The sequence below is a fragment of the Bacillus cereus genome, assembly GCF_015071065.1.
GTDB lineage: Bacteria > Bacillota > Bacilli > Bacillales > Bacillaceae_G > Bacillus_A > Bacillus_A cereus_BA.
This window is the reverse complement of sequence record NZ_VOVA01000001.1, coordinates 254,160-270,860: the sequence shown is the minus strand read 5'-3', so window position 1 is coordinate 270,860 and position 16,701 is coordinate 254,160. Positions and strand designations below refer to the sequence as shown.

Here is a 16,701-nt window from a genome sequence, read left to right as displayed (position 1 = left end):
CTTTTTGAGTAAAACAGGAAAACAGGGGAGGATGGGACCATGAATATCCATGAGTACCAAGGTAAGGCAGTCCTTAGAAGCTATGGGGTTAGCGTTCCGAACGGGAAGGTTGCATTTACAGTAGAAGAAGCTGTAGAAGCAGCGAAAGAATTAGGAACGGACGTATGTGTAGTTAAAGCGCAAATTCACGCTGGTGGACGCGGCAAAGCTGGCGGTGTAAAAGTTGCGAAAAATTTAGAAGAAGTTCGTACATATGCAGAAAGCATTTTAGGAACTACACTTGTGACGCATCAAACAGGTCCTGAAGGTAAGGAAGTAAAACGCTTACTTATCGAAGAAGGTTGCGATATTAAAAAAGAATATTATGTAGGTCTTGTATTAGATCGTGCAACTTCTCAAGTTGTTTTAATGGCATCTGAAGAAGGTGGAACAGAAATTGAAGAAGTAGCAGAAAAAACGCCTGAAAAAATCTTTAAAGAATATATTGATCCAGCAGTAGGTTTACAAGGTTTCCAAGCGCGTCGAATCGCGTTTAACATCAATATTCCAAAAGAACTTGTAGGACAAGCTGTGAAGTTTATGATGGGCTTATACAGTGCGTTTATCGAAAAAGATTGCTCTATCGCTGAGATTAATCCACTTGTTACAACAGGTGACGGTAAAGTTATGGCGTTAGATGCAAAATTAAACTTTGATTCTAATGCGTTATATCGCAATAAAGATATTTTAGAACTTCGTGATCTTGAAGAAGAAGATTCAAAAGAAATCGAAGCTTCTAAATATGACTTAAACTACATTCCTTTAGATGGAAATATCGGTTGTATGGTTAATGGTGCAGGTTTAGCAATGGCTACAATGGATATCATTAAACATTACCATGGCGACCCAGCTAACTTCTTAGATGTTGGTGGCGGCGCAACAGCTGAAAAAGTTACAGAAGCATTCAAAATTATCCTTTCTGACAAAAATGTAAAAGGTATCTTCGTTAACATTTTTGGTGGCATTATGAAGTGTGATGTTATCGCAGAAGGTGTTATTGAAGCAACGAAGCAGGTAGGTCTTGAGTTGCCTTTAGTTGTACGTCTTGAAGGTACAAATGTAGAGTTAGGAAAGAAAATTTTAAATGAGTCTGGTTTAAATATTGTTGCAGCAGAATCTATGGCAGACGGTGCACAAAAAATTGTTTCACTAGTGGGCTAATAGAAAGCGGGGGAGAAAAATGAGCGTATTAGTTAATAAAGATACAAAAGTTATTGTTCAAGGTATTACAGGTTCTCAAGGGTTATTCCATACAAAGCAAATGATTGAATACGGTACGAAAATTGTAGGTGGTGTAACACCAGGTAAAGGTGGCACTGATATTGAAGGCGTACCAGTATTTGATACAGTAGAAGATGCTGTGAAAGCAACAGGCGCAAACGCTTCAGTTGTATACGTTCCACCCGCTTTTGCGGCTGATGCAATTATGGAAGCAGTTGATGCAAAGGTTGATTTAGTAGTATGTATTACTGAAGGAATCCCTGTATTAGATATGGTAAAAGTAAAGAGATATATGGCGGGTAAACATACACGTTTACTTGGACCAAACTGCCCTGGTGTCATTACACCTGACGAATGTAAAATTGGTATTATGCCAGGATATATTCACAAAAAAGGTCATGTTGGTATCGTATCTCGCTCTGGTACATTAACGTATGAAGCTGTACATCAGTTAACACAAGAAGGTATTGGCCAATCGACTGCTGTAGGTATCGGCGGGGACCCTGTTAACGGTACGGACTTTATTGATGCATTAAAAGCATTTAATGAAGATGAAGAAACACATGCTGTAATTATGATTGGTGAAATCGGCGGTACGGCAGAAGAAGAAGCAGCTGAATGGGTAAAAGCTAATATGACAAAACCAGTTGTAGGCTTCATTGGTGGTCAAACTGCGCCTGAAGGCAAACGTATGGGTCATGCTGGGGCGATCATTTCTGGCGGCAAAGGAACTGCTGCTGAAAAGATTAAAACAATGGAAGCTTGTGGTATTAAAGTAGCGGAAACACCAGCTGTTATGGGTGAAACATTAATCTCTGTTTTAAAAGAAAAGGGATTATTTGAGACTTGTAAAAACTACTAATCTTTTTGAAAGACACCTTCTTATTAGAGGGTGTCTTTTTACACATTTTTTGTTTACATAATAAAAATTATGGGTAAGGAGAATTGAGATGAAAAGAGAACGTTTATTGCACCTTCATTACATGTTGGCGGATCATTGGAAGGCGATGGAGAGACTACTATATGTTGATCCAGAACTGAAGGGAATATACACTTTTAGTCCAAAACAATTTGAATATTACGCTGGAATATCCCCGAAAAAATCTTCAGAACTAGCAAATTTCCTTCAAACTTCAAATCTAAAGCAATATGTCTCCTATTTAGAAAAAAATCGAATATTTTATATAACCATATGGGATGAGGATTATCCACAACTGTTGCAGGAAATACAAGATCCCCCTTTTGTTTTATACGGAAAAGGAGAGAGCGATTTTCTTAGCAAGATAAATAAATTAGCGATTGTTGGAACGAGAGAACCGTCTTTATACGGAAAGGAGAGTATGAAGTTTATTTTACAACCTTTACTTGAAAAAGAATGGCTTATTGTTAGTGGGTTTGCAAGAGGGATAGATACAATTGCTCATGAAGTTACAGTAAGGCAGCATTGCCCGACTATTGCAATATTAGGGCACGGATTATCTTATATGTATCCAAAGGAGAATAGAGGTTTATATGACACGTGGAAAGATTATATATTGTTATTGACAGAGTATCCGCCGCATTATGTGCCAAAAAAATGGTATTTCCCAAAAAGAAATCGAATTATTAGCGGGATAAGTAAAGGTGTTTTAGTTGTAGAAGCAAAAACGCGAAGTGGATCGCTTATTACTGCAGACCTTGCGTTAGAACAAAATAGAGAGGTGTTTGCGCTTCCTGGACCTATATTTATAGAGAGTGCAGCGGGAACAAATTATCTAATTCAACAAGGCGCAAAGCTAGTAAGAAATGCGGAGGATATCCTTGAAGAAATTTTAAATTAATCATATATTTTTATGTTTTTATTAAACAATTATTGACAAATGGTAGATTGTCGCTGTATGGTATATTCATTCTTGATTGACAAAAACAAGAGAAATCAATAAGATTGATGAAGACTTGAATCCACCTCTTAAGGAGGCACTAGCATGTCAGATTACCTCGTAATCGTGGAGTCGCCTTCTAAGGCGAAGACCATTGAAAAATATTTAGGGAAAAAATACAAAGTCGTCGCGTCCATGGGACATGTCCGCGATTTACCTAAAAGCCAAATGGGGATAGAAGTAAAGAATAACTTCACCCCGAAGTATATTACCATTCGTGGTAAGGGTCCCGTTTTAAAAGATTTAAAATCAGCGGCAAAAAAAGCAAAGAAAGTCTATCTCGCGGCCGATCCGGATCGTGAAGGAGAAGCAATTGCTTGGCATTTAGCAAATACGTTAAATGTGGACGTTGAATCAGATTGCCGAGTTGTATTTAATGAGATTACAAAAGATGCAATAAAAGAATCATTTAAATATCCTCGTGCAATTAATATGGATTTAGTAGATGCACAACAGGCAAGGCGTATACTCGATCGTCTTGTTGGCTACAATATTAGTCCTTTATTATGGAAGAAAGTAAAAAAAGGATTAAGTGCAGGACGCGTACAATCTGTAGCAGTTCGTTTAATCATTGAACGTGAAAGAGAAATTCAAAGTTTTGAACCTGAAGAATTCTGGACAATTAAAACAGAATTTGTGAAAGGGAAAGACACATTTGAAGCAAGCTTTTACGGTGTAAATGGTGAAAAAGTTCAATTAACGAACGAAGCACAAGTGAACGAAATAATCGAAAAGATGAAAGACAATGCGTTTTCGGTTGAAAATGTAACGCGAAAAGAGCGAAAGCGTAACCCTGCATTACCGTTTACAACATCTTCCTTGCAACAAGAGGCAGCGCGTAAGTTAAATATGCGAGCAAAGAAAACAATGATGCTTGCACAGCAGCTGTATGAAGGGATAGATCTTGGAAAACAAGGGACTGTAGGTCTTATTACGTATATGAGAACTGATTCAACACGTATCTCAGAAACAGCTCAAACAGAGGCTCGTGATTACATTACTGAGGCGTTTGGTGCGGAATACATAGGAACAGAGAAGAAGAAAGAAACGAAAAAGTCGAAAGCACAAGATGCGCATGAGGCGATTCGTCCTACTTCGGTAATGAGAAAGCCAGAGGAACTAAAAAGTTTCTTAAGTCGTGATCAACTCCGTTTGTATAAACTGATTTGGGAGCGATTTGTTGCAAGTCAAATGGCATCTGCTATAATGGATACTGTTACAGCGAGACTCATTAATAATAATGTTCAGTTCCGTGCAAGTGGATCGGTTGTAAAGTTCCCAGGATTTATGAAAGTGTACGTAGAGTCGAAAGATGATGGTGCGGAAGAAAAGGATAAGATGTTGCCACCGTTAGAAGTAGGTGAAACTGTATTTTCAAAAGATATAGAACCGAAGCAACATTACACACAGCCTCCGCCGCGTTATACAGAGGCTCGTCTAGTAAGAACGCTTGAAGAGCTTGGAATTGGGAGACCGTCTACTTATGTACCGACACTTGAAACAATCCAAAAACGAGGATACGTTGCTTTAGATAATAAACGCTTCGTTCCGACTGAGCTTGGTGGAATAGTAATCGAACTTATTTTAGAGTTTTTCCCAGAAATTATTAACATTGAATTTACTGCCAATATGGAGCAGAGCCTTGATGAAGTAGAAGAAGGAAATGCAAATTGGGTGAAAATTGTTGATGATTTCTACGTAGAATTTGAACCGCGCTTAGAAAAAGCGGAAAAAGAAATGCGTGAAGTGGAAATTAAAGATGAACCAGCTGGGGAAGACTGTGAATTATGTAGTCACCCGATGGTCTTTAAAATAGGTAAATATGGGAAGTTTATGGCTTGTTCAAATTTCCCGGAATGTCGTAATACAAAACCGATTGTAAAAGAAATCGGTGTTACTTGTCCGAAGTGTGATAAAGGGCAAATTATTGAACGCCGTAGTAATAAAAAGAAACGTCTTTTCTACGGATGCGGTACGTATCCAGAATGTGACTTTGTATCTTGGGATAAGCCGATTGGTCGTAAATGTCCGAAGTGTGAAGGTATGCTCGTAGAGAAAAAGTTGAAAAAAGGCGTGCAAGTACAATGTATTTCGTGTGATTATGAAGAAGAACAACAAATGTGAGCGTAACTGCTCACATTTTTTTCGGGAAGAAAAGGAAAGGTGATATATATGACAACACAAGTAGTAAACGTCATTGGCGCAGGTCTTGCAGGAAGCGAAGCAGCTTACCAAATTGCAAAGCGTGGTGTACAAGTAAAATTATATGAAATGAGACCAGTAAGGCAAACGCCAGCTCATCATACAGATAAATTTGCTGAATTAGTATGTAGTAACTCACTTCGCGCAAACACATTAACAAATGCTGTTGGTGTTATTAAAGAAGAAATGCGCCTAATGGATTCTGTCATTATTCGTGCAGCTGATGAGTGCTCTGTACCAGCAGGAGGTGCTTTAGCTGTAGACCGTCATGAATTCGCGGCGAAAGTGACTGAATATGTGAAAAATCATCCGAACGTAACTGTAATGAATGAGGAAATCACTGAAATTCCAGAGGGACCAACTGTTATTGCGACAGGTCCACTTACGTCGCCAGATCTTTCTGCACAATTAAAAAAACTAACAGGTGAAGATTATTTTTATTTCTATGATGCTGCAGCGCCAATCGTTGAGAAAGACAGCATTGACATGAATAAAGTATATTTAAAATCTCGTTATGATAAAGGTGAAGCGGCATATTTAAACTGTCCAATGACAGAAGAAGAGTTTGATCGCTTTTATGAGGCTTTAATTGCTGCTGAGACAGTGCCTTTAAAAGAATTTGAAAAAGAAATTTTCTTTGAAGGTTGTATGCCAGTAGAAGTTATGGCAAGTAGAGGGAGACAGACGTTAGTATTTGGACCGATGAAGCCTGTTGGGTTAGAAGATCCGAAAACAGGGAAAACACCGTATGCGGTTGTTCAGTTACGTCAAGATGATGCAGCAGGAACATTATACAATATTGTAGGCTTCCAAACACATTTAAAGTGGGGGCCACAAAAAGAAGTGTTACAGCTAATTCCAGGACTAGAAAACGCAGAGATTGTACGTTATGGTGTAATGCATCGTAATACGTTTATTAATTCGCCTAATTTGCTTCGTCCAACATATCAATATAAACAACGTGATGATTTATTCTTCGCTGGTCAAATGACTGGGGTAGAGGGTTATGTTGAATCCGCAGCATCAGGATTATTAGCGGGTATTAACGCTGCTCGACTTGTACAAGGTGAAGAGCCAGTTGTATTACCACCTGTAACTGCAATGGGAAGTATGGCAAATTATATTACTGCGACAAATGCAAAAAACTTCCAGCCGATGAATGCAAACTTCGGATTATTTACACCATTAGAGAAGAAAATTAAAAAGAAACAAGAGCGAAATGAAGCATATGCTACACGCGCTTTGGAAACAATTCAAAATTTTGTAAATATTTAATTAAATTTCTTGCAAAGGCTACTAAGTTGTGATACGATTTAGTAGCCTTTATTGAGGTGGGTTATATGGATGTGAATGTGAAGAAATTGTTACAATTATTCGTTGGATATTTACAAATTGAAAGAAATTATTCAAAATATACAATTGCAAGTTATCAAAATGATTTAGAACATTTTGTGCAATTTATGGAGCGAGAAGGCATATCCTCTTTTTTAGATGTTACATACGCGGATGTTCGTTTATACTTGACGACGTTGCACGATGAAAAGTTAGCCCGTAAATCTGTCGCAAGGAAAGTATCAAGCTTACGAAGTTTATATCGTTTTTTGATGCGTGAAGGTTATCAAAAAGATAATCCGTTTGCACTTGCGTCACTCCCCAAGAAAGAATTGTCAATCCCAAAGTTTTTATATGCTGAAGAGTTAGAGGAATTGTTTGAAGTTTCTGATACGGAGACGCCATTAGGTCAAAGGAATCAAGCTTTATTAGAGTTGATGTATGCAACTGGGATTCGTGTAAGCGAATGCGTTAATTTGCAACTTACCGATATTGACTTTGCAGTGGGAACAATTTTAGTGATGGGAAAAGGGAAAAAACAAAGATATATTCCGTTCGGAAGCTATGCACAAGATGCTTTAATTACTTATATAGAGAACGGGAGAAAACAGTTAGCTCAAAAGACTGAAGAACAATCTCATATGGTATTTTTAAATGCGAAAGGTAAGCCGTTAACAGATCAGGGTGTACGTTATGTTTTGAACGAACTCATTAAGAAAGCTTCACTTACAATGCGGATAAGTCCCCATATGTTAAGGCATACATTTGCTACACATATGTTGGATGAAGGAGCGGATTTACGTACTGTGCAGGAGCTATTAGGTCATGAGAATTTGTCGACGACACAAATTTATACGCATGTCTCTAAAGAAAGATTGCGTTCAGTGTACATGAAGCATCACCCGCGAGCATAAATTGCTTTTAAAGCTATAAAAACATATAAAGGAGTTTTTTCTATGGGAAATTTCCACGCTACAACGATATTTGCAGTTCATCATAATGGAGAATGTGCAATGGCTGGAGATGGTCAGGTAACGATGGGGAATGCTGTTGTAATGAAACATACAGCTCGCAAAGTTCGCAAACTTTTCCAAGGGAAAGTTTTAGCTGGTTTTGCAGGCTCAGTTGCTGATGCATTTACTCTTTTTGAAATGTTTGAAGGAAAATTAGAAGAGTATAATGGCAACTTGCAGCGCGCTGCAGTTGAGATGGCGAAACAATGGCGTGGTGATAAAATGCTACGTCAGCTAGAAGCAATGCTCATTGTCATGGATAAAACAACGATGCTCCTTGTTTCAGGTACAGGAGAAGTAATTGAACCAGATGATGGTATTTTAGCAATTGGTTCAGGTGGACATTATGCACTTGCTGCTGGTCGTGCTTTAAAGCAATATGCAAGTGAACATTTAACAGCGAAACAAATTGCAAAGGCCAGTTTAGAAATTGCAGGCGATATTTGTGTTTATACGAACCACAACATAATTGTTGAAGAATTGTAGAATCGTAAGGGAGGCATTTTATATGCATTTACATTTTACTCCGCGTCAAATTGTGGAAAAATTAGATCAATACATCATCGGTCAAAAAGATGCAAAGAAAGCGGTTGCTGTAGCTCTACGAAATCGATACCGTCGCAGTAAATTAGTTGAAAATTTACGTGATGAAATTGCACCTAAAAACATTTTAATGATTGGACCGACAGGTGTTGGTAAAACAGAGGTAGCGCGGCGGATGGCGAAACTCGTTGGAGCACCTTTTATTAAGGTTGAAGCGACGAAATTTACAGAAGTTGGATATGTGGGTCGAGATGTAGAGTCGATGGTCCGTGACCTTGTTGAAACGTCCGTTCGTATTGTGAAAGAGGAAATGGTAGTTAAAGTTCAAGATAAAGCAGAAGAGCAAGCGAATCAACGTCTTGTTGAAATTTTAGTGCCGAGTCCGGAGAAACAATCTGGATTTAAAAATCCATTAGAAATGCTTTTTGGTGGTACTCAAAATTCAAACCAAACATCTGATGAACAGGAAGATGTTGAAATCGAAAAGAAACGTCAAGATGTGGAAAGAAAGCTTGCGGCAGGCCTTCTTGAAGATGAAGTGGTATCGATCGAAGTGACGGAACAACAGTCTTCTATGTTTGATATGTTGCAAGGAACTGGTATGGAGCAAATGGGAATGAATTTCCAAGATGCGTTAGGAAGTATCATGCCGAAAAAAACGAAAAAACGTAAACTTTCTGTAAAAGAAGCAAGAAAACTCTTGACAAATGAAGAGGCACAGCGCTTAATTGATATGGATGAAGTTACACAAGAGGCTGTTTATCGTGCTGAACAGCTCGGGATTATTTTTATCGATGAAATTGACAAAATTGCTGGTAAGCAGTCGAATAGCGTAGATGTATCGCGTGAAGGTGTGCAACGTGACATTTTACCGATTGTAGAAGGGTCGAATGTAGCAACGAAATACGGATCAGTAAAAACGGATTATATTTTATTTGTTGCAGCTGGAGCGTTCCATATGTCTAAACCGTCGGATTTAATTCCGGAATTGCAAGGGAGATTTCCGATTCGAGTAGAATTAACAAAATTATCGGCGGATGATTTTGTTAAAATATTAATCGAGCCTGACAATGCGCTAATTAAACAGTACACGGCGTTATTAGCGACTGAAGGTATAGAAATTGAATTTTCAGACGAAGCTATTCGTAAGATTGCTGAGATTGCTTATCAAGTTAATCAGGATACAGATAATATTGGAGCGAGAAGACTTCATACTGTTATGGAGAAGCTCCTTGAAGATTTATCGTTTGAGGCATCTGAAATTACGTTAGAGAAAATAACGATAACACCTCAATATGTTGAGGAAAAATTAGCGACAATAGCTAAAAATAAAGATGTGAGCCAGTTTATTTTGTAATAGTGTCATCAGGTGACTCGCCCTAGTTTCCAAGTGATGAAAAAATATGTAAGTAACATGTAGGAGGAAATTTTGAAATGGAATTATTAGCAAAAACGAGAAAATTAAATGCGTTATTACAGAGCGCAGCAGGAAAGCCTGTAAACTTTAGAGAGATGTCTGACACAATGTGTGAAGTAATTGAAGCGAACGTGTTCGTTGTAAGTCGTCGCGGTAAATTATTAGGATATGCGATTCACCAACAAATCGAAAACGAACGTATGAAGCACATGCTTGCAGAGCGTCAATTCCCAGAAGAGTATACGCAAAGTTTATTCAATGTTACAGAAACATCTTCGAATTTAGGTGTGGATAGTGACTACACAGCATTCCCAGTAGAAAATAGAGAATTATTCGGTCAAGGTTTAACTACAATCGTACCAATCGTTGGTGGCGGTGAGCGTCTAGGTACACTAGTATTAGCTCGTCTTGGTCAAGAGTTCTTAGACGATGATTTAATTCTTGCTGAATACAGCTCAACTGTTGTAGGTATGGAAATCTTACGTGAAAAAGCAGAAGAAATCGAAGAGGAAGCACGTAGTAAAGCTGTTGTTCAAATGGCGATTAGCTCATTATCTTACAGTGAGTTAGAAGCAATCGAGCATATCTTCGAAGAATTAAATGGAACAGAAGGTTTACTTGTTGCAAGTAAAATTGCTGATCGCGTAGGAATTACTCGTTCGGTAATCGTAAATGCACTACGTAAATTAGAAAGTGCTGGTGTTATTGAGTCTCGCTCTTTAGGTATGAAAGGAACATACATTAAAGTGCTAAACGACAAGTTTCTACAGGAGCTTGCTAAATTAAAAACAAACTAATTTATAAAAAAACTCTCCTCGCTTGAGGAGAGTTTTTTGTTTTTTTTAAGTGAATGATTTTGCTTACGTAAGGCGTCATGACAACATTCATTAGAAAACTATTAATTAACCTTCAATTCCTTGCTTAAAGGAATTGAAGGTTGGTAATACTAGAATTTGAGCGTGAAAAAAAGAAAGTTTTACATTGTTCGCATTTTCGACTTGATTGTAATATTTCAGTATGATATAGTAAGCAGTGGTGTCAGTACAAAGTACACACGTTTACTGATTTAAGTGTTGGTGCTACGTTCGTAGTTTCGCTTAGAGATGAAGTAAACGGAGGATATCAAAAAACCATTTAGGAGGAACTAAATTATGTCAGTAATTTCTATGAAACAATTGCTTGAAGCTGGTGTTCATTTCGGACATCAAACTCGTCGTTGGAACCCAAAAATGAAGCGTTACATCTTCACAGAGCGTAACGGTATCTACATCATCGACTTACAAAAAACTGTGAAAAAAGTTGAGGAAGCTTACAGAACGATGCGTGACATCGCTGCTGAAGGTGGAGACATTTTATTCGTAGGTACTAAAAAACAAGCACAAGAAGCTATTAAAGAAGAAGCAACTCGTGCTGGTATGTACTTCGTTAACCAACGTTGGTTAGGTGGAACTTTAACAAACTTCCAAACAATCCAAAAGCGTATCAAGCGTCTTAAAGATATCGAAAGAATGCAAGAAGATGGTACTTTCGAAGTACTTCCTAAGAAAGAAGTTGTTCAACTTAAAAAAGAGTTAGAGCGTCTTGAGAAATTCTTAGGCGGTATTAAAGATATGAAAGGTCTTCCAAGTGCATTATTCGTAGTAGACCCTCGTAAAGAGCGTATTGCAGTTGCTGAAGCACGCAAATTACACATTCCAATCATCGGTATCGTTGATACAAACTGTGATCCAGACGAAATCGATCACGTTATCCCAGCAAACGATGATGCAATTCGTGCTGTAAAACTTCTTACATCTAAAATGGCAGACGCGATCCTTGAAGCAAAACAAGGTGAAGAAACTGTTACTGCGTAACAAATTTGGAAAGGTGATAAGGGGTTCGGCCTTTTATCACCTTTTTTAAGGTATAAATACATATTTTAGGAGGATGAAAAACATGGCAATCACTGCACAAATGGTAAAAGAACTTCGTGAAAAAACTGGCGCAGGTATGATGGACTGCAAAAAAGCTTTAACTGAAACTAACGGCGACATGGAGAAAGCAATTGACTTCTTACGTGAAAAAGGTATTGCGAAAGCTGCTAAAAAAGCAGACCGCATCGCTGCTGAAGGTTTAACTTTCATCGAAACAAACGGTAACGAAGGTTTAATCTTAGAATTAAACTCTGAGACTGATTTCGTTGCGAAAAACGAAGGTTTCCAAGCATTAATTAAAGAACTAGCTGCTCACTTATTAGCTAACAAACCTGCTAACGTTGAAGAGGCTATGGCTCAAACAATCGAAGGCGGCAAAACAGTAGAAGAGCACATCAATGAAGCAATCGCTAAAATTGGTGAAAAACTTACACTTCGTCGTTTCGAAATCGTATCAAAAACTGATGCAGATGCATTCGGCGCTTACCTACACATGGGTGGACGTATTGGTGTATTAACAGTTCTTGAAGGTTCTACTGATGAAGCAGCTGCTAAAGATGTAGCAATGCACATTGCAGCAGTTAACCCTAAATACATCGACCGCGATGCTGTAACAGCTGAAGAAGTTGAGCATGAGCGTCAAGTATTAACACAACAAGCTTTAAACGAAGGCAAGCCTGAAAAAATCGTTGCGAAAATGGTAGAAGGTCGTCTTGGCAAATTCTTTGAAGAGATTTGCTTACTTGACCAAACATTCGTTAAGAATCCTGACATGAAAGTTCGTCAATTCGTTGAGTCTAAAGGCGGAACATTAAAAGGATTCGTTCGCTACGCTGTTGGTGAAGGTATCGAAAAACGCGAAGACAACTTTGCTGAAGAAGTAATGAACCAAGTAAAAGGTAACAACTAATACAGATTAGGGAACACATTGTGTTCCCTTTTTTAAAATAAAGATGTAAGCAATTGGAGGTTCATTATGAGTAAACCGAAATATAATCGTGTCGTTTTAAAGCTGAGCGGAGAAGCTTTAGCTGGCGAGCAAGGATTTGGAATTAACCCAGCTGTTATTAAGTCAGTTGCGGAACAAGTGAAAGAAATTGCAGAACTTGATGTAGAGGTTGCTGTTGTTGTTGGTGGCGGTAACATTTGGCGTGGGAAAATTGGAAGCGAAATGGGCATGGATCGTGCAGGAGCAGATTACATGGGCATGTTGGCAACAGTTATGAATTCATTAGCTCTTCAAGATAGCTTAGAGAATATTGGAATTCAAACTCGCGTACAAACTTCAATTGAGATGCGTCAAGTTGCAGAGCCTTATATTCGTCGTAAAGCAATTCGTCACTTAGAGAAAAAACGTGTTGTTATCTTTGCCGCAGGTACTGGTAACCCATACTTCTCTACAGATACAACAGCAGCATTACGTGCAGCGGAAATCGAAGCGGACGTTATTTTAATGGCGAAAAACAATGTGGATGGCGTATATAGTGCAGATCCATCTATTGACCCAACAGCTACGAAATACGAAACACTTACTTACTTAGATGTATTAAAAGCAGGTTTAGGTGTAATGGATTCTACAGCTTCTTCTTTATGTATGGATAATGATATTTCATTAATTGTATTCTCGGTTATGGAAAAAGGTAATATTAAACGTGCCGTTTTAGGCGAAAATATTGGAACAGTTGTAAGGGGGAAATAAATTATGGGACAACAAGTATTGAAGTCTTCAAATGAAAAAATGGAAAAAGCAGTTGCTGCTTATTCTCGTGAATTAGCGACAGTTCGCGCTGGTCGTGCAAGCTCGTCTGTATTAGATAAGGTACAAGTTGATTACTATGGTGCACCAACACCAGTTGTGCAATTAGCGAACATTACAGTTCCAGAAGCACGTTTGCTTGTAATTCAACCTTATGATAAAACTTCTATCGGTGATATTGAAAAAGCAATTTTAAAAGCAGATTTAGGCTTAAACCCTTCTAATGATGGAACTGTAATTCGTATTGCATTCCCTGCATTAACAGAAGAGCGTCGTCGTGATCTTGTAAAAGTTGTGAAAAAATATGCTGAGGAAGCAAAAGTTGCTGTTCGTAACGTACGTCGTGACAGTAATGATGATCTTAAGAAGCTTGAAAAAGCGGGCGACATTACAGAAGATGATTTAAGAGGATATACTGAAGATATCCAAAAAGAAACAGATAAATATATTGCAAAAGTTGACGAAATCGCAAAAAACAAAGAAAAAGAAATTATGGAAGTGTAATAGCGATAATTTCGCAAATATGACCCTCTTCTTAAGGGGGTCTTTTTACACTTTTAGGCATACGTCTGCTTGTTGGAGGGTATGAATGATGTTTAAAAAGTTTCCTTTTTTTAAAAGTAAAAAGGTCACATCGTTTGATCATCTCATTGAAAAAGTGAAAAAGGGATACATCCCAGAACACATTGCTATTATTATGGATGGTAATGGAAGATGGGCAAAGAGAAGAGCGATGCCTCGCATTGCTGGTCATCATGAAGGTATGCAAGTTGTGAAGAAAATCACAAAATTTGCAAGTAAGCTTGATGTGAAAGTATTAACTCTTTATGCTTTTTCGACTGAGAACTGGAAAAGACCGAAAAAAGAAGTTGATTATTTGATGAAGCTTCCAGAAGAATTTTTAGGTGCATTTTTACCAGAGTTGATTGAAGAAAACGTACAAGTCCGAGTAATAGGGCAAAAAGATCGTCTTCCTACGCATACGCGCAGAGCGATGGAAAAAGCCATGGAAGATACGAAAGAGAATACGGGATTAATTCTTAATTTCGCGTTAAACTATGGAAGTCGAGATGAAATCGTTTCTGCTGTGCAACATATGATGAAAGATAGTGAGGAAGGAAAAATTCGTTCGGAAGAAATAAGTGAAGAAATGATTTCTTCTTACTTAATGACGAGTTCTTTACCTGATCCAGAGTTGTTAATCCGTACAAGCGGAGAGCTACGTATTAGTAATTTCATGTTATGGCAAATTGCTTATTCGGAATTTTGGTTTACAGATGTGTATTGGCCAGATTTTACCGAGGAACATTTGCTAAATGCGATTACGGACTTTCAGCATAGAGGGCGCAGATTCGGAGGCGTGTAGAAAGAGAGGGTTTGGTAGTGAAACAGAGAATTATTACTGGAGTGATTGCTGCCGCGCTATTCATTCCCATCGTAATTTACGGTGGCGTGCCTTTTACAGTTTTAGTGTATGCACTTGCTTCTATAGGTTTATATGAATTAATTCGTATGAACAAGCTTACGCTTATTTCGGTACCAACAGTTTTAGCTGCAGTATTATTGTGGATTATTTTAATTCCGAGTAGTGCATCAGAACTGTTTACAGGGATTGGGTTAGGTAAATTAGAAATCACATTTGTGATTGTTTTATTACTTTTATCATATACAGTCCTTTCTAAGAATACATTTACTTTTGACAATGCTTCATTTTTACTTATGGCAACGACATATGTTGGAATGGGATTCTTATATTTAAATGAAACGAGAATATTAGGAATCAAATATGTGTTCTGTGCACTATTTGTCATATGGGCAACTGATTCAGGTGCATATTTCATAGGAAAAGCATTTGGAAAAAGGAAATTGTGGCCAGAAATTAGTCCGAATAAAACGATTGAAGGTTCATTAGGCGGTATTGTTTGTGGAATTGTTGTTGCACTTGTTTACAATATGTTCTTCCCAGTTGAAGCGAATGTAGGAGTTTTAATCGTTCTGACGATTATCATTTCTATTTTTGGACAAATTGGTGATTTAGTGCAATCTGCATTTAAACGCCATTATGGTGTAAAGGATTCAGGTACAATTTTACCTGGACATGGTGGTATTTTAGATCGAACAGATAGTTGGTTATTTGTGTTACCAATTCTATACTTCTTATTACAATACAATTAATAAATGAACGAGGGGTTGGAGTCATGAAAAACATTAGTTTATTAGGTGCAAGCGGATCAATCGGTACACAAACATTAGATGTGTTACGCTCGCACCCAGACCAATTCCGTCTCGTTGCTTTTTCTGTAGGGAAAAATGTTGATTACGCAGTAAAGGTAATTCAAGAATTTTCTCCGCAAATTGTCTCTGTGCAAAGAGAGGAAGATGTTTTAAAATTACAAGCTGTTTCTGGTAATACAAAAGTCGTATATGGTAGCGAAGGCTTATTAGAAGTAGCGTTGCACCCAGATACAGAAATTGTAGTGAATGCTGTTGTAGGTAGCGTAGGGTTATTACCGACACTCCGCGCAATTGAGGCGAAAAAAACAATTGGAATTGCAAACAAAGAAACGTTAGTAACTGCAGGGCATCTTGTAATGGAAGCAGCACGAAAACATAATGTATCGTTACTTCCGGTAGACAGTGAACATTCAGCTATTTTTCAATGCTTGAATGGTGAAAATGAAAAAAGAATCTCTCGCTTAATTATAACTGCTTCAGGCGGAAGTTTTCGTGATAAAACGAGAGATGAATTGCATCAAGTGACCGTAGAAGATGCACTTCGTCATCCAAACTGGTCAATGGGTTCGAAAATTACAATTGATTCTGCTACAATGATGAATAAGGGGCTAGAAGTAATTGAAGCACACTGGCTTTTTGGTATCCCTTATGAGCAAATCGATGTTGTTCTACATAAAGAAAGTATTATTCATTCTATGGTTGAATTTGAAGATCGTAGTGTAATGGCACAGCTTGGCTCACCTGATATGCGAGTACCGATTCAATACGCGCTTACATATCCTGATAGATTACCTCTTTCAGACACAAAACAGTTAAATTTATGGGAAATGGGAACATTGCATTTTGAGAAAATGAATCAAGAGCGTTTCCGTTGTCTACGTTTTGCGTATGAAGCTGGAAAGACAGGTGGAAGTATGCCGGCTGTAATGAACGCGGCAAATGAAGTAGCTGTTGAAGCTTTTTTACAAAAGAGAATTGGTTTCTTAACAGTGGAAGACCTCATTGAAAAAGCAATGCACCATCACACTGTCATTGCACGTCCGAGCTTAGAGGAAATTCAGGAAATTGACGCAGCCACAAGACGGTTTGTGATGGAACAAATTTAGCAAAG

At 38.0% G+C, this 16,701-nt stretch carries 16 protein-coding genes; all 16 read left to right on the top strand.

Annotated features, from left to right (window positions below; genetic code table 11):
• Window positions 1-39: 39 nt before the first annotated feature.
• The 16 genes from sucC to dxr all read left to right on the top strand — a co-directional run bounded on the left by sucC (window position 40) and on the right by dxr (window position 16,696).
• Entirely contained in the window at window positions 40-1,200 is a 1,161-nt protein-coding gene (gene sucC / locus FT637_RS01310; RefSeq protein WP_002121788.1) for an ADP-forming succinate--CoA ligase subunit beta, read from the top strand.
• 19 nt (window positions 1,201-1,219) lie between these two features.
• Window positions 1,220-2,122: a succinate--CoA ligase subunit alpha gene (gene sucD / locus FT637_RS01305; RefSeq protein WP_105586442.1), complete on the top strand. Its 903-nt coding sequence runs from the start codon at window positions 1,220-1,222 to the stop codon at window positions 2,120-2,122.
• An 88-nt stretch (window positions 2,123-2,210) separates the two neighbouring features.
• A complete protein-coding gene (dprA, locus tag FT637_RS01300; RefSeq protein ID WP_193644850.1) occupies window positions 2,211-3,080 on the top strand; it encodes a DNA-processing protein DprA in 870 nt (289 codons plus the stop codon).
• Window positions 3,081-3,224: 144 nt separating this feature from the next.
• Window positions 3,225-5,303 carry a type I DNA topoisomerase gene (topA, locus tag FT637_RS01295; RefSeq protein ID WP_193644849.1) on the top strand — a complete coding sequence of 693 codons (2,079 nt, stop codon included), beginning with the start codon at window positions 3,225-3,227 and terminating at the stop codon, window positions 5,301-5,303.
• Window positions 5,304-5,351: 48 nt separating this feature from the next.
• On the top strand, window positions 5,352-6,656 hold the full coding sequence (gene trmFO, locus FT637_RS01290) for an FADH(2)-oxidizing methylenetetrahydrofolate--tRNA-(uracil(54)-C(5))-methyltransferase TrmFO (protein WP_002066796.1): 1,305 nt from the start codon (window positions 5,352-5,354) through the stop codon (window positions 6,654-6,656).
• A 71-nt stretch (window positions 6,657-6,727) separates the two neighbouring features.
• Window positions 6,728-7,627 (top strand): tyrosine recombinase XerC, encoded by a 900-nt coding sequence (xerC, locus tag FT637_RS01285; RefSeq protein ID WP_193645508.1) that lies wholly within the window; start codon window positions 6,728-6,730, stop codon window positions 7,625-7,627.
• Window positions 7,628-7,669: 42 nt separating this feature from the next.
• Window positions 7,670-8,212, top strand: a complete 543-nt coding sequence (hslV, locus tag FT637_RS01280; RefSeq protein ID WP_193644848.1) for an ATP-dependent protease proteolytic subunit HslV — start codon at window positions 7,670-7,672, stop codon at window positions 8,210-8,212.
• A gap of 22 nt (window positions 8,213-8,234) precedes the next feature.
• Window positions 8,235-9,626 (top strand): ATP-dependent protease ATPase subunit HslU, encoded by a 1,392-nt coding sequence (hslU, locus tag FT637_RS01275; RefSeq protein WP_193644847.1) that lies wholly within the window; start codon window positions 8,235-8,237, stop codon window positions 9,624-9,626.
• 77 nt (window positions 9,627-9,703) lie between these two features.
• Window positions 9,704-10,483, top strand: a complete 780-nt coding sequence (codY, locus tag FT637_RS01270; RefSeq protein WP_002014541.1) for a GTP-sensing pleiotropic transcriptional regulator CodY — start codon at window positions 9,704-9,706, stop codon at window positions 10,481-10,483.
• A 354-nt stretch (window positions 10,484-10,837) separates the two neighbouring features.
• Window positions 10,838-11,539 carry a 30S ribosomal protein S2 gene (gene rpsB / locus FT637_RS01265; RefSeq protein ID WP_000111485.1) on the top strand — a complete coding sequence of 234 codons (702 nt, stop codon included), beginning with the start codon at window positions 10,838-10,840 and terminating at the stop codon, window positions 11,537-11,539.
• 82 nt (window positions 11,540-11,621) lie between these two features.
• Window positions 11,622-12,509: a translation elongation factor Ts gene (tsf, locus tag FT637_RS01260; RefSeq protein WP_002088177.1), complete on the top strand. Its 888-nt coding sequence runs from the start codon at window positions 11,622-11,624 to the stop codon at window positions 12,507-12,509.
• A gap of 66 nt (window positions 12,510-12,575) precedes the next feature.
• Window positions 12,576-13,298, top strand: coding sequence for a UMP kinase (pyrH, locus tag FT637_RS01255; protein WP_002014544.1), 723 nt, complete (start codon window positions 12,576-12,578; stop codon window positions 13,296-13,298).
• A 3-nt stretch (window positions 13,299-13,301) separates the two neighbouring features.
• A complete protein-coding gene (frr, locus tag FT637_RS01250; RefSeq protein ID WP_000531506.1) occupies window positions 13,302-13,859 on the top strand; it encodes a ribosome recycling factor in 558 nt (185 codons plus the stop codon).
• Window positions 13,860-13,944: 85 nt separating this feature from the next.
• On the top strand, window positions 13,945-14,721 hold the full coding sequence (uppS, locus tag FT637_RS01245; protein WP_002111371.1) for an isoprenyl transferase: 777 nt from the start codon (window positions 13,945-13,947) through the stop codon (window positions 14,719-14,721).
• Between the two features lie 17 nt (window positions 14,722-14,738).
• On the top strand, window positions 14,739-15,530 hold the full coding sequence (gene cdsA, locus FT637_RS01240; RefSeq protein WP_193644846.1) for a phosphatidate cytidylyltransferase: 792 nt from the start codon (window positions 14,739-14,741) through the stop codon (window positions 15,528-15,530).
• A gap of 23 nt (window positions 15,531-15,553) precedes the next feature.
• A complete protein-coding gene (gene dxr / locus FT637_RS01235) occupies window positions 15,554-16,696 on the top strand; it encodes a 1-deoxy-D-xylulose-5-phosphate reductoisomerase (RefSeq protein ID WP_002014547.1) in 1,143 nt (380 codons plus the stop codon).
• Window positions 16,697-16,701 lie beyond the last annotated feature (5 nt).

Bases quoted from the DNA above. Each gene is read 5' to 3' on its own strand.
- sucC (WP_002121788.1), top strand. From the start codon at position 40: ATGAATATCCATGAGTACCAAGGTAAGGCAGTCCTTAGAAGCTATGGG.
- sucD (WP_105586442.1), top strand. From the start codon at position 1,220: ATGAGCGTATTAGTTAATAAAGATACAAAAGTTATTGTTCAAGGTATT.
- dprA (WP_193644850.1), top strand. From the start codon at position 2,211: ATGAAAAGAGAACGTTTATTGCACCTTCATTACATGTTGGCGGATCAT.
- topA (WP_193644849.1), top strand. From the start codon at position 3,225: ATGTCAGATTACCTCGTAATCGTGGAGTCGCCTTCTAAGGCGAAGACC.
- trmFO (WP_002066796.1), top strand. From the start codon at position 5,352: ATGACAACACAAGTAGTAAACGTCATTGGCGCAGGTCTTGCAGGAAGC.
- hslV (WP_193644848.1), top strand. From the start codon at position 7,670: ATGGGAAATTTCCACGCTACAACGATATTTGCAGTTCATCATAATGGA.
- hslU (WP_193644847.1), top strand. From the start codon at position 8,235: ATGCATTTACATTTTACTCCGCGTCAAATTGTGGAAAAATTAGATCAA.
- codY (WP_002014541.1), top strand. From the start codon at position 9,704: ATGGAATTATTAGCAAAAACGAGAAAATTAAATGCGTTATTACAGAGC.
- rpsB (WP_000111485.1), top strand. From the start codon at position 10,838: ATGTCAGTAATTTCTATGAAACAATTGCTTGAAGCTGGTGTTCATTTC.
- tsf (WP_002088177.1), top strand. From the start codon at position 11,622: ATGGCAATCACTGCACAAATGGTAAAAGAACTTCGTGAAAAAACTGGC.
- pyrH (WP_002014544.1), top strand. From the start codon at position 12,576: ATGAGTAAACCGAAATATAATCGTGTCGTTTTAAAGCTGAGCGGAGAA.
- frr (WP_000531506.1), top strand. From the start codon at position 13,302: ATGGGACAACAAGTATTGAAGTCTTCAAATGAAAAAATGGAAAAAGCA.
- uppS (WP_002111371.1), top strand. From the start codon at position 13,945: ATGATGTTTAAAAAGTTTCCTTTTTTTAAAAGTAAAAAGGTCACATCG.
- dxr (WP_002014547.1), top strand. From the start codon at position 15,554: ATGAAAAACATTAGTTTATTAGGTGCAAGCGGATCAATCGGTACACAA.